Raw genomic sequence first — 12,653 nt, 5'->3', positions numbered from 1 at the left:
CGGCTACTTCGGCGCCCGCCTCAACGGCGCAATGATGCTGCGCGCTACCGAGTTTCTCGGCGCCGACCTGTCGCTCGAAGGCAGCTCGCCGGCCCGTCCGGAACAGATCCGGAGCGGCACCGAACTGCGTCTGGATCATGCGCAGGTGGTGGAATTTTCCAGCGTCATTGCCACGGACAACGGCATTCAGCTCTCCAGCATCAAAGCTGTCGACCGCGCTTATCCGCTGCGCGGCGAGCTGAAAAGCGCCCCCGCCCCCTACGCGACAGAGGAGGCCGGAGGCGAGCCGCAACCCGGTGAAGCCTGGGTCGAAGCGCGCCTGCTGACGGCGCTGGATCTGAAGATCGGCGACAGCATCGACGTCGGCATGAAGACGTTGAAACTGACGCGAGTGCTGACTTACGAACCGGATCGCGCCGGCAACTTCTACAGCCTCACGCCACGGGTGCTGATCAACCTCGACGACCTCGCCGCGACCGGCGTGGTGCAACCCGGCAGCCGGGTGAGTTACCGCGAACTCTGGCGCGGTGAGCCGCAAGCGCTGGAAACCTATCGCCAACTGATCAAACCGGGCCTTGCCGCCAACCAGCGGATTCAGGATGCCCGCGACGGCAACCGGCAGATCGGCGGCGCGCTGGGCAAGGCCGAACGCTATCTGAACATGGCCAGTCTGGTGGCCGTGCTTCTGGCCGGTGTCGCGGTGGCGCTATCGGCCAACCGCTTCGCCAGCCGGCGTTTCGATGCCAGCGCCCTGCTCCGTTGCCTGGGCCTGTCGCGGCGGGAAACCCTGGTGCTGTTCAGTCTCCAACTGACGGTGCTCGGCCTGCTCGCCAGCCTCAGCGGCGCCCTGCTCGGCTGGCTCGCGCAATTGGGATTGTTCGCGCTGCTGCATGATCTGCTGCCGACCGACGTACCGCCGGGTGGCTTGCTCCCGGCACTGGCCGGAATCGGCACCGGGCTGGTGGCACTGGCCGGTTTCGCCCTGCCACCGCTCGCCGCACTGGGCCGCGTGCCGCCGTTGCGGGTATTGCGTCGGGACATGCTGCCGATTCCATCGAGCACCTGGATGGTCTATGGCGCGGCACTCGGCGCGCTCGGGTTGATCATGTGGCGCCTGAGTCTGGACCTTCTGCTGACGTTCGCCCTGCTCGGCGGCGGTGTGGTCGCCGCGCTGGTGCTCGGTGGTTTGCTGCTGTTGCTGCTGCAAAGCTTGCGTCGTCTGCTCGCGCGCGCGTCCCTGCCGTGGCGTCTCGGGCTGGGTCAGTTGTTGCGCCATCCCTTGGCGGCCGCCGGCCAGTCATTGGCCTTCGGGCTGATCCTGCTGTCCATGGCGTTGATTGCACTGCTGCGCGGTGAATTGCTCGGCACCTGGCAGAACCAGTTGCCGAAAAACGCACCCAACTATTTCGCCCTGAACATCCTGCCGGCGGACAAACAGGCCTTCACCGATCACCTGATCAATGTCTCGGCCCAGGCCGCGCCGTTGTATCCGGTGGTGCCTGGGCGGCTGATCAGCATCAACGGTGAAGCGGTGCAGCAGATTGTCAGCAAGGATTCGGCCGGCGACCGCGCCATCCAGCGCGACCTGAGCCTGACCTGGGCCGCCGATCTGCCAGCGGGCAACAAAATCACCGCCGGTTCGTGGTGGGCCGGCCAACCTTCGGATGACGTCCCTGGCGTATCGGTCGAAGGCAAAGTGGCCGAGAGTCTCAAGCTCAAGCTGGGCGATCACATGGTGTTCAGCGTCGGCGGGGTCAATCGCGAAGCGAAGGTCACCAGCCTGCGGGAGATCAACTGGGACAACTTCCAGCCGAACTTCTTCATGATCTTCCAACCCGGCACCTTGAAGGATCTGCCAGCGACCTACCTGACCAGCTTCTATCTGGCGCCCGGTCACGATCAGCAGATTGTCGAGCTGTCGCGAGCATTCCCGGCGGTGACCATCCTGCAGGTCGAAGCCTTGCTCGAACAACTGCGCAGCATCCTCGCCCAGGTCACCCTGGCGGTGGAGTATGTGTTGTTGTTTGTGTTGGCGGCGGGGATGGCGGTGCTGTTTTCCGGGTTGCAGGCAACGCTGGATGAACGTATTCGCCAGGGCGCGCTGTTGCGTGCGCTGGGTGCCGAGCGGCAGTTGTTGATCAAGGCACGACGGATCGAGTTCGGCTTGCTCGGCGCGGTCAGCGGACTACTCGCGGCGATCGGTTCGGAAGTGGTGAGTCTGGTGCTGTATCGCTTCGCCTTCGACCTGCCATGGCATCCCCATCCGTGGTTGCTGCTGTTGCCGTTGATCGGCGCGGCGCTGATCGGTGGCGCCGGGGTGTTCGGCACACGGCGCGCACTCAACGCCAGCCCGCTGACAGTGTTGCGCGAGGGTTGATAGACTCCAGCCGTCTTAATCAAAAGAAGTTGCCATGAGCCGTTATCGCCCTCCCCGCACCGCCGGCACCGCGCTGATCACCCCTGAGGGTGAAGCGCGGATGCGCGCCGAATTCCATGAGCTTTGGCATGTGCGCCGTCCGCAGGTGACGCAGTCGGTCAGCGAAGCGGCGGCTCAGGGTGATCGTTCGGAAAATGCCGAGTACACCTACGGCAAGAAAATGCTGCGCGAGATCGACAGTCGCGTGCGTTTTCTCACCAAACGTCTTGAAGCGTTGAAAGTGGTCAGCGAAAAACCGAGTGATCCGAACAAGGTCTACTTCGGTGCCTGGGTGACCATCGAAGACGAGGGCGGCAAACAGTCGCGCTATCGCATCGTCGGCCCGGACGAACTGGACCTGAAACTCGGCCTGATCAGCATCGACTCGCCGCTGGCCCGCGCCCTGATCGGCAAGGCGCTGGATGCTGAAGTGCGGGTACAGACGCCGACCGGCGAACAGTTCGTCTACATCGTGGCGATCGAATATCCCTGACGCTCAGCGCCGGGTGATCAGGCCCTGGCGTGCGACGCGGGTCAGTTGGCGAATCATTTCCGGCGCCTCTTCAAGGCTCGGGGCCTGAATGACGGCCAGATCGAAACTGTCATTGGCAAAACGCGCCAGCGACTCACCGTCTTCAACGAACTGGATCAGGAAGGCGGCAGGACCGCCGCTGCGGCGTGGCCAGCCATCGAGATAACGCAACAGCGTCGGCTGATGTTTGCCGCCAAGCAGGATTTTCGGATTGCGCTGGGTGATATGTGCCGTGATCGGCGCGGGACGTGCTGGAGGGCGTAGTGCATTCATCGTGTCGTGTCTCTGCCTCAAAAGTCTGCATGGCAGGTGAGAGGCAACACCGAACCAGCGCTTTAGCGGTATTTCGAAGCCCTGTTCCGGCTTCTGACGGCAACTGAAGAATAGTCACCTGGCGCCCCGCAAGTAGCTGTTTAAATCGGCGCATGAGCGGCATCCTAGAGAACGTGACCGGCCAGTGTCAAGAATCAGCCGCAACAAAAAAGGCCCGCACAATGCGGGCCTTTTGCTTGAGCCAGAGCGCTCAACCGGCGATGGCGCGATCCACCGAGAGCTTGCCGGCGCCTTCGATCAGCACCGCGAGGCTGCCACCGAGCAGGGCCAGGGCGAACTCGTAACCGTTGTTGGCCATGAACAGACCGTTGCTGATGTGCACGGTGAAGATCGCCACCAGCGACAGGAAGGTCAGACCCAGTGCCGCCGGGCGAACCAGCAGGCCGATGATCAGCGCCAGACCGGCGAAGAACTCGGTGCCGCCCGCCAGGGTGGCCATCAGGTAACCCGGGGTCAGGCCGATGCTTTCCATGTATTGCGCGGTGCCAGCCAGGCCGTAGCCACCGAACAGGCCGAAGAGTTTCTGCGAACCGTGGGCGGCGAAGATCACGCCGACGGCAATGCGCAGAATGGTCAGACCGTAACCGGCGCGGGTGAACAGAACCTTGTTGATCAGAGAGCTCATGTTGCGTTTCCTTGTTGTCAGAAGTGCTTGTTGGTTGGCCGCTATATTAATCAGTTAATTTCATGTTAAAAGCGCAAAAATTCCGCCATAACAATCAATTTATTAGATCATTTTCGTGAGACCACTTTCTGCCCCCGGGGCTCCAACGACTCCCGCTCCCGGTCGAACGCCAAGTAATACTTGTTCACGCTATTAACATAGCTGACGGCCCCCATTCCCACCTGCTCCATGGCAATGCGCTCGACCTGGAAGAACCACTGGTAGGGATTCAGGCCGCGACGTCGCGCCTCGGCACGCATGCCCTGTACCCGCTCCGGCCCGATGTTGTAGGCGGCCAGGGTGAACGCCATCCGCTCGCGCTCATTGAGCTTGGGACTGTTGAAGAACTTGCGGCGGATCATCGCCAGGTACTTGGCCCCGGCCTGCACATTCGCATCGAGATTCTGGATATTGTTGACGCCGACCCGCTGCGCGGCGGACGGCGTGATCTGCATCAGCCCGGTCGGACCGCTGCCGCTGCGCGCGTTGGGCTGCAGCGCCGACTCCTTGAAGGCCAGAGCCGCCAGGTTGAGCCAGTCCATGTTTTGCGCTTCGGCGTGTTTCTGCAGGGTCGGGCGCAGTTTTTCCAGGCGCTGACGGTCAGCCTTGGCCAACGGATAGTGCACCTGATAGAGACGGCGGTAGATCCGCAGGAACGCCGCATCTTCGTTCGACGGTTTTTTGTAGCCAGTCAGGAAGCGGTCGATGCTGGCCCGCAACATCGAAGCATCACGGCGCACGAACCAGTATTCCTCGCCCGGTTCGCTGATCATCACCTGACGGTCGAAACGCAGCTTGGGCAGGATCTTGCCCCAACGCTCGGCAATCGGCTGCTCGACGATGGTCAGGTGGAAGATCCCGCCCTGAACCATCTCCAGCACGTCCTCGACCGCAAGGGTCGGATCGACCCATTCGATCTTGATCGGCGCCAGTTTGTGCAGCGCCAGCTTCTGGTTGAGCTGGCTGACCGCCTCCCCCGCCGCACTGCCGGTGGGCAGCGCCAGGGTTTTGCCGGCCAGTTGCTCGACCTTGGTGTAGCGCTTTTCACCCTTGATGCCGACCAGCACCAGCGGCACGTTGCTGGCAATCGGCTCGCTGCTGGCGACCGCGTGGCCAGGTTGCAACTCGAGCAGTTCGCCTGGCGCAACAAGATCGCCTTCGCCACGCTGTAGCGCGCCGAGCAGTTGATCCTTGGCTTTGGGGATGATCTTGAGGGTGATTTCCTGGCCGTCGCGAGCATGGCCATTGAGGTATTGCTCGAAGGCGCGCAGACGGTGGTATTCGATGCCGATGGCCTGGCCCTGAACCTCGCCGGAGCTGTTGCGGCTCTGGTTGACCAGCACTCGCAGCACGCGGCTGCTGCGGATTTCGGTCAGGTCGCGAACCTTGGCCGCCGGCACGGCTTGCAGCGGCCCGGGCAGCCGCGCGACCGCCGTCATCGGCAGCAGCAACGAACCACACAGCAGGAGCAAAACCGAGGGACGAACCATCCACTCTCCGGAAAGAATACGGGGCGTTTTTGCCGCTGAGCGGTCGCAAAACACCGACGAAAACAGAGCGCCTGGAGCGCTGATAAAGTGCGAGAGACTGGCACAGTGATGGCAACTCTGCCACCCCAGCCTGCCTCGCGGCCTCAACAGACAGCCATAAGCCGTTGTAGTTCTTGGCTTTTCTTATAAATCTACAGCTCTGATATGCTTTCCGGCCTTCGGCCCGAGGTAGCACCATGCAACTCATCGATATCGGCGTCAACCTGACCAACCCCAGTTTCGCCGACAAACACCAGGCCGTGCTCGACCGCGCCTACGCTGCCGGGGTCTGCCAACTGGTGCTGACCGGCACCAGCGTCGAGGGCAGCGAACAGGCACTGGAGCTGTGCCAGCAACTGGATCCGGACGGCCAGCGACTGTTCGCCACCGCCGGCATTCACCCGCATTCGGCCAGCGACTGGAACGCCGACAGCGCGCGGCGTCTGCGCAGTCTGTTGCAGGAATCGAACGTGGTAGCAGTGGGCGAATGCGGGCTGGATTTCAACCGTGATTTCTCGCCGCGCCCGCAGCAGGAAAAAGTCCTCGAAGAACATCTGGCGCTGGCTGCCGAACTGCAATTGCCGGTGTTCCTGCACGAGCGCGATGCGAGCCAGCGCCTGCTGGACATCCTCCGTGACTTCCGCGACCGATTGCCCGCTGCTGTGGTGCATTGCTTCACCGGCGAGCAGAAAGCCCTGTTCAGCTACCTCGATCTGGACCTGCACATCGGCATCACCGGCTGGATCTGCGACGAGCGTCGCGGCACCCATTTGCATCCGCTGGTGAAGGAGATCAAGCGCGGCCGGCTGATGCTGGAAAGCGATGCGCCGTATCTGCTGCCACGCACATTGCGACCAAAACCGAAGAACGGGCGCAACGAGCCGGCCTATCTGACCGAAGTGCTGCGTGAAGTGGCGTTGCATCGAGGCGAAACCGAAGAAGACCTGGCGGCCCACACCACCGCGTGCGCACGGGCTTTCTACGGTTTACCTACCCTGCCCTGAACCGAGGCGAATGCATCACTTGTTGATGCACATCAAGATCCGGACACCTGCGTAGCGGCACAATAATGGCACCTTGCCAAAACTGTTTCCGCTATCAGAGAAGACCTCCATGGGTGCCTGGCTTAGCAATATCTCGCTGAAATACAAATTCTGGGCGGTCAATGCGGTCGCCTTTGTCACCACGTTGTTGCTGGTGCTGTACGCCGTACAGCTCGAACAACAGGCCCGCAGCCACGCCGCGCAAACCTCGGCCCAGGCCCAGGCGCAATTGCTCAAAGCCTGGCCGGCCGGGCAAGCGCTGCCCAAATCCGATCAGGTACTGACTTTCAAACGCGGCGAAGCGCCGCGCCTCAACGATCAGCCGCTGCTGGAAATCAACGACAGCAGCGGCTGGATCGAGATCAGTCACCTGCCATTATTCGGTGAAAATCCGCTGCTCGGCGCCGAGGTCTTCAGCCGTGCCGATGGTCAGCGGGTCGCCGTGATCGCCTTCGCCCCCAGCCTCAGCCAGGTCTTCAGCGAGCGCTTCGCCAACTACGCGGTGGCGGTGTTCATCCTGATGCTGGCGATGCTCGGCGCTTCACAGTTGCTGATCCGCTTTCTGCTCAGCCAGCTCAACACCCTCAAGGACGTGATGCTACATGTGGAGAAAACCGGCGACCTCGCCGCCCGCGTGCCGCTGGCCTGCAAGGATGAAGTCGGGCAGATGGCCAACGCATTCAACGCGATGCAGGCCGGTTACCAGCGAGTGGTGACCACCGTGGCCAACACCGCGCGGCAACTCGACGTCGGCGCCGCGCGGCTGGCATCAAGCATGAACGAGGTGCGTCACGGCATGCTCGGCCAGCAGAGCGAAACCGATCAGGCCGCCACGGCGATCAACGAAATGACCGCAACCGTCTACCACATCGCCCAGCACGCCGGCGCCACTCGCGATCTGTCGCAGACCGCCGACGGTCTGGCCGGCAGCGGCCAGCAAGTGGTGAGCCGGGTGCAGACTTCGATTGCCGGCCTGTCCAGCGGCGTGCAGCAGACCGCCGAGATGATTCAGCGTCTGGCCGAGGACAGCCAGAAGATCAACGGCGTGGTCAGCGTGATCCACAGCATCGCCGAACAGACCAATCTGCTCGCGCTCAACGCCGCCATCGAAGCGGCGCGTGCCGGGGAAATGGGTCGCGGGTTTGCGGTGGTCGCCGATGAAGTGCGCAACCTCGCCAAGCGCGTGCAGACCTCCACCGATGAAATCACCACCATGGTCTCGGCGTTGCAGGCCGGCACCCGCGATGCGGTGGACTTTATGCAGGAGAGTTCGTACAAGGCCGATGACTGCGTGCAGCAGGCGCAAGAGGCCGGCGAAGCACTGGCGGAAATCACCGGCGCGGTGGCGCAGATGCGCGAGAGCAACACGCAGATTGCTGTGGCGGCGGAACAGCAAAGTCAGGTGGCCGAAGAGATGAACCGCGCGGTGGTGAGCATTCGTGATGTCACCGAGAACACCGTGCAACAGACCGTGGACTCGGCGACCACCAGTAACGAGTTGGCGACGCTGGCCGGGGAACTGAACAAGGCGATCGGTCAGTTGAAGCTCTAGGGGGACAACATCAAGAATGGCCATTGTGCCTATCACTTCAATAGCCAACCTTGATTCGCCGCCCTGGCTGCCCGGGCCTATTCTTCAACCATGTACCAAACATGGATCGAGGAGCAGCAACATGGGCAAACGTCACCCCAACCTTCCCGCGTGGCAATGGCGCGCGTACCCGAACAACCATCAGCACCCGACCAATCTGGTGCTGCACCTGATTGCCGTGCCGCTGTTCATTGTCGCGTTTCTGTTGATCGTCTCGGGTGTGTTCAGCCTGAGTCTGGCCAGCGTGGCGATCGGCGTGATCGGCATCATCGCGGCGCTGGGTCTGCAGCGTCACGGTCACAGCCTGGAGGCGCAAGCCTCCGAGCCGTTCAGTGATCGCAAGGACGCCGTCTCGCGCCTGTTGGTCGAGCAGTTCCTGACGTTTCCGCGGTTCTTCCTCAGTGGCGGCTGGTTCCGCGCCTGGCGTGAACGCCATCGCCGCCATTGAGTCAGGCGAAGATCGTCACCGTCTGCCGACTCATGGCAATCAGTTCACCCTTCGCGCTCCACAGCTTGGCGGCGACATGGCCGTAACCGTCAGCCGCATACTCGATGTCCGCCAGGTATTGGCAAAAATCCAGCGTACTGAAATCCCGTAACGGCTGAACGAATTCGATGGTCCAGGTCAGCGTGCTGCCCGGTGCCGGTTTCTTCAGGTACGGCAACAGCGCGGGAGGCCAGGCATCGACCAGCGCCAGCAGGTGCGCTTCGTTGACCGGCTCTTCCTTCACATCCCCACGCAGGCGCACCCAGCCGCCCATCAGCCGCGATTGATTGCCGGTGAACGGCATGCCGCCGACACTCCAGCGCATCGCCAGATGACGCATGAACTCCGGGGTTACACCTTTGATGTACGGCAGTTCCTGGCAGTCGTCCCAGTGTTTCATCTCCGGCGCGGGATAGGCTTCAACCGCCACTTCCGACGGCCGCGAGGCCCCGAAGCTGCCTTGCACCATCGTCACCACCTGACCGTTCTGCACGGCGCGCCCCAGCACCTGGCTGACCGCTTTGCCTTCGCGCAGCACTTCGACTTCAAAACTCACCGGCACTTCGGGCTCGACTGGGCCAACAAAAGTGATCGCCAGCGAACGCACCGGCCGATCGGTCGGAACCTTGGTGCGCATCACTTCAAATTGCAGCGCGGCCACCAGCCCGCCAAAACTGGCCCGGCCCTGGCCCCACTCCGCCGGAATCGTGACCTCCGGTTGACGACGGACAGCAGCGATCAGATCGCAAAAGCGCATGGAAACCTCGGACACGAAAAAGGGAATGACCGGATCTTAACCAGCGCGGCAGAGCGGCGCAGCGTCCATTCCGGTCAAAGAGACTGACAGATAAGCCGTTTAGTGTGGGAGCGAGCCTGCTCGCGATTGCGGTGTGTCAGTCACTTCATTGGTTACCGTGCAGCCGTAATCGCGAGCAGGCTCGCTCCCACATGTGGTCTTGTGGAAAATTCAGGACTTGAAGCAGGTCGCGCTGAGTTTTTCCAGCACCCGGTCGGCCTTGATTTCGGCCTTGGCCATGGTCGCCTGCCAGGTGGCGACGCAGGGTTGCAGATCTGGCTCCAGCTCGGCGCGGGCCAGCCATTGCCAGCAATCGTGCCAGTCACCGAGGGCGCCTTGTGCGGATTTCAATCGGGGCAAGGCGGCTTCGGGCAAACGATCCAGTTCAGGATAGGCCTCGATGCCGTATCGCACGCGCTTGATCAGCAGGCGCAGGCGATGGCGGTCGTGGGCCGGGTCGTGCAGCGCCACGTCGAGATTCTTCCATTGTTTGCCCAGACGTTTTTCGATGCGCTTGTCCAGACGCTTGAGCAATCCCTGGCGCTGGGCCGCGCGCAAAAAACGCGGAAAGGCGTCGAGGATCATCAGCAGTGACGCCACTTCGGCGCTGGCCGCCAGCGTCGGATACGCCTCGGCCATCTGCGCCATGCGGCGCTGCGCGGCTTCTGGCTGATCATGTTTAATCAGCCAGGCCGCCAGCACTTCGCGGTCGCGCCACGGCGTGGTCAGTTGCCCGACGCTGGCTGCCGCGCTTTCCAGTTGTTCGACACCGGGCAAACCGCGCAACGGTCGCAGCAGACTGCGCAAGCGCCGCACGGTGGTGCGCAGATCGTGCAGCGCTTCAGGGTCGGTGCGCCCGGTCAAACGGGCCTGACAGGCCAGCAGCCGCACTTCGAGGCTCAGGACGTGGGCCACCAGCCGATCAACCAACGCAGACATCGCTTGCTCCTGAATTCAATGGCTTTGCGCGAGTGTGCGCCGGCGCAAGTGACCTGCCCTTGCGCCACGTCAGCAGCTTAGCGCCCGGCGCGGGATTCGCGAATGTAGAAACGCGCTTTTTCGGCTTTCTTGGTGCAGCCTTCGAACCCTTCGAATTGCTGCTGGGTCTTGGCTGCCGTCAACAGCGACAGCGCCTTGGAATAGCTGACGGTACCGGCAAACCCTTCGGCTTTCGCCAGATCCAGCTCGTGCCACGCCGCGTCGAGCTGGCTGCCGCAGCTGTCGCGGTAAGCGGTCTTGCCGGCGCAACCGGCCAATGCCAGAGCCATCAACGGCACACAGATCCAGGCTTTCATCACTCACACCTCAAAGATAGGTCAACAGTCGTGCAGGTAAGACGGTGCGGCAGCGAAAAAGTGCCTTGTGTCCCGCATTTGCACCGCACTGCAAAAGATAACGCCGACGGGTCATGAAGTATCGAAAAAACGACGCCATCGCCGCCCCGAACGACCCCGGCGATTGTCGCCCGGCCCTCGATGGGTGCATTGTGGAACCTTGCCGGGAGGAAGTCGGATGAAAAAGCGTGTCGCACTGGTGCTGGGCTCCGGTGGCGCCCGGGGCTATGCCCATATCGGGGTCATTGAAGAGATCGAACGACGGGGCTATGACATCAGTTGTATTGCCGGCTGTTCAATGGGGGCCGTGGTCGGCGGAATCTACGCCGCCGGCAAGCTCGACGAGTACCGCAACTGGATCGAAAGCCTGGATTACCTCGACGTACTGCGCCTGGTGGACGTTAGCTTCCGCCTCGGCGCGATCCGTGGCGAAAAAGTCTTTGGTCAGATCCGCAAGATCGTCGGCGAGATCAACATCGAAGACCTGCGCATCCCCTACACCGCGGTGGCCGCCGACCTCACCAATCAACAGGAAATCTGGTTCCAGGAAGGCTGCCTGCATCAGGCGATGCGGGCCTCGGCGGCGATTCCCAGCCTGTTCACCCCGGTGATGCAAGGCAACCGGATGCTGGTGGACGGCGGCATTCTCAACCCGTTGCCGATCGTGCCGGTGGTGTCGAGCCATTGCGACCTGATCATCGCGGTCAATCTCAACTCGACCAACCAGCGTCATTACAAATTGCCGGTGATCCAGCGGCCCGCCGCGTTCCGTACACGCTTCGACAGCCTGATCAGTTCGTTGGGCTCGAAGATGCCGTTCCGCCGCAAACAGGCCGAGCAACTGCTGATGTTGGAACAGGAAGCGCTGCGTGCCGAAGCGGCGGACATCAATCCGTGGGTCGAAGGCGCGGAGCCTGAAACCCAGCAACCGGCCGCCGCACCGGAACGCGATGGCGCGCCGAAATCCGCCACCGGATCATTCATCATCGATAACGTCGGGCCGGCTTCATTGCTGGACTTGATCAACCAGAGTTTCGAGGTGATGCAGACCTCGCTGGCGCAGTACAAGATCGCAGGCTATCCGCCGGACATCCTGATCAACGTGCCGAAGCGGGTGTGCCGGTTCTTCGAGTTCTACAAGGCGCCTGAATTGATCGCGCTGGGTCGCGAGATTGCCCGGGATACGCTGGATCGCTACGAGAGCGAACAGAACTAAAGGCTGCTCTCGCTCAACAAGCGATAACCGACGCCCGCCTCGGTCACGATAAACCGGGGCCGGGTCGGATCGTCCGCCAGTTTCTGTCGCAGGTGCCCGACCACGATCCGCAGGTAGTGGCTGTCCTCGGTGTGGGTCGGACCCCAGATGTCCTTGAGCAATTGCTGCTGGGTGATCACCCGCCCCGGATGTCGCGCCAGTTGCGCCAGCACTGCGTATTCCTTGCGGGTCAGGGCGACTTCCACGCCGTCGAGCAACACCCGGCGATACGCCAGGTCCACGGTCAGCGGGCCGAAATTCAACGCGGCTTGCTGCGCTTCTCCGACCGGTGCCTGACGCAGCAACGCCCGCACCCGGGCGAGAAATTCCTGAATGCCGAACGGCTTGGTCACGTAGTCATTGGCGCCGCCATCCAGCGCCTGGACTTTCTGCCCTTCACTGGCGCGCACCGACAGCACCAGCACTGGCGCCGTGGCCCACTCGCGAAACTCGCGCAGCACTTGCTGGCCGTCCATGTCCGGCAGGCCGAGGTCGAGCACCAGCAGATCCGGCTTGTTCAGCGCCGCTTGGGCCAGGCCCTCGGCGCCGGTGCCGGCCTCCAGCACTTTGTAGCCCTGGGAAGCGAGGCTGATGCGCAGAAACTTGCGGATCTGCGGTTCGTCATCGATGACCAAAATGGTCGCGGTCTGGCTCATGAATTCACATCAACACA

The 12,653-nt window shown here is 62.4% G+C and carries 13 protein-coding genes; 6 read left to right on the top strand and 7 right to left on the bottom strand.

What is annotated here, in order from left to right; all coding sequences use genetic code 11:
• The coding region (locus tag PMI24_RS02155) for an ABC transporter permease (protein WP_007950958.1) at positions 1–2,377 on the top strand (2,377 nt) is incomplete at its 5' end.
• 34 nt (positions 2,378–2,411) lie between these two features.
• A complete protein-coding gene (gene greB, locus PMI24_RS02150) occupies positions 2,412–2,909 on the top strand; it encodes a transcription elongation factor GreB (RefSeq protein WP_007950957.1) in 498 nt (165 codons plus the stop codon).
• Positions 2,910–2,912: 3 nt separating this feature from the next.
• On the opposite strand, the gene PMI24_RS02145 is transcribed toward greB, so the two are convergent.
• The 3 genes from PMI24_RS02145 to PMI24_RS02135 form a co-directional block, all read right to left on the bottom strand.
• Positions 2,913–3,221, bottom strand: a complete 309-nt coding sequence (locus PMI24_RS02145; protein WP_007950956.1) for a hypothetical protein — start codon at positions 3,219–3,221, stop codon at positions 2,913–2,915.
• Between the two features lie 250 nt (positions 3,222–3,471).
• Positions 3,472–3,906 (bottom strand): DoxX family protein, encoded by a 435-nt coding sequence (locus PMI24_RS02140; protein WP_007950955.1) that lies wholly within the window; start codon positions 3,904–3,906, stop codon positions 3,472–3,474.
• A gap of 107 nt (positions 3,907–4,013) precedes the next feature.
• Positions 4,014–5,435 carry a transglycosylase SLT domain-containing protein gene (locus tag PMI24_RS02135; protein ID WP_007950954.1) on the bottom strand — a complete coding sequence of 474 codons (1,422 nt, stop codon included), beginning with the start codon at positions 5,433–5,435 and terminating at the stop codon, positions 4,014–4,016.
• Between the two features lie 236 nt (positions 5,436–5,671).
• Here PMI24_RS02135 and PMI24_RS02130 point away from each other — a divergent pair, with 236 nt between their 5' ends.
• The 3 genes from PMI24_RS02130 (at position 5,672) to PMI24_RS02120 (ending at position 8,556) form a co-directional block, all read left to right on the top strand.
• Positions 5,672–6,478, top strand: coding sequence for a TatD family hydrolase (locus tag PMI24_RS02130; RefSeq protein WP_007950953.1), 807 nt, complete (start codon positions 5,672–5,674; stop codon positions 6,476–6,478).
• A 109-nt stretch (positions 6,479–6,587) separates the two neighbouring features.
• Complete coding sequence (locus PMI24_RS02125) at positions 6,588–8,069, top strand: methyl-accepting chemotaxis protein (protein WP_007950952.1); 1,482 nt, start codon at positions 6,588–6,590, stop codon at positions 8,067–8,069.
• A gap of 121 nt (positions 8,070–8,190) precedes the next feature.
• On the top strand, positions 8,191–8,556 hold the full coding sequence (locus PMI24_RS02120; protein ID WP_007950951.1) for an Mpo1-like protein: 366 nt from the start codon (positions 8,191–8,193) through the stop codon (positions 8,554–8,556).
• Position 8,557: 1 nt separating this feature from the next.
• Here the strand turns inward: PMI24_RS02120 and PMI24_RS02115 are convergent, their stop codons facing one another.
• From PMI24_RS02115 to PMI24_RS02105, 3 genes are all read right to left on the bottom strand, one after another.
• Positions 8,558–9,352: an acyl-CoA thioesterase gene (locus PMI24_RS02115; RefSeq protein ID WP_007950950.1), complete on the bottom strand. Its 795-nt coding sequence runs from the start codon at positions 9,350–9,352 to the stop codon at positions 8,558–8,560.
• Positions 9,353–9,562: 210 nt separating this feature from the next.
• Positions 9,563–10,330, bottom strand: a complete 768-nt coding sequence (locus tag PMI24_RS02110) for a CHAD domain-containing protein (protein ID WP_007950949.1) — start codon at positions 10,328–10,330, stop codon at positions 9,563–9,565.
• Between the two features lie 77 nt (positions 10,331–10,407).
• Positions 10,408–10,686 carry a hypothetical protein gene (locus PMI24_RS02105; protein WP_007950948.1) on the bottom strand — a complete coding sequence of 93 codons (279 nt, stop codon included), beginning with the start codon at positions 10,684–10,686 and terminating at the stop codon, positions 10,408–10,410.
• A gap of 217 nt (positions 10,687–10,903) precedes the next feature.
• Between PMI24_RS02105 and PMI24_RS02100 the strand changes: the two genes are divergently transcribed.
• Positions 10,904–11,941, top strand: coding sequence for a patatin-like phospholipase family protein (locus tag PMI24_RS02100; protein WP_007950947.1), 1,038 nt, complete (start codon positions 10,904–10,906; stop codon positions 11,939–11,941).
• On the opposite strand, the gene PMI24_RS02095 is transcribed toward PMI24_RS02100, so the two are convergent.
• Positions 11,938–12,636 (bottom strand): response regulator, encoded by a 699-nt coding sequence (locus tag PMI24_RS02095; protein ID WP_007950946.1) that lies wholly within the window; start codon positions 12,634–12,636, stop codon positions 11,938–11,940. The genes PMI24_RS02100 and PMI24_RS02095 overlap by 4 nt on opposite strands.
• Positions 12,637–12,653 lie beyond the last annotated feature (17 nt).

This window comes from Pseudomonas sp. GM25 (assembly GCF_000282255.1).
Taxonomy (GTDB): Bacteria; Pseudomonadota; Gammaproteobacteria; order Pseudomonadales; family Pseudomonadaceae; genus Aquipseudomonas; species Aquipseudomonas aphyarum.
The sequence above is the reverse complement of the archived record's forward strand: the minus strand, read 5'-3'. Positions and strand labels throughout refer to the sequence as shown.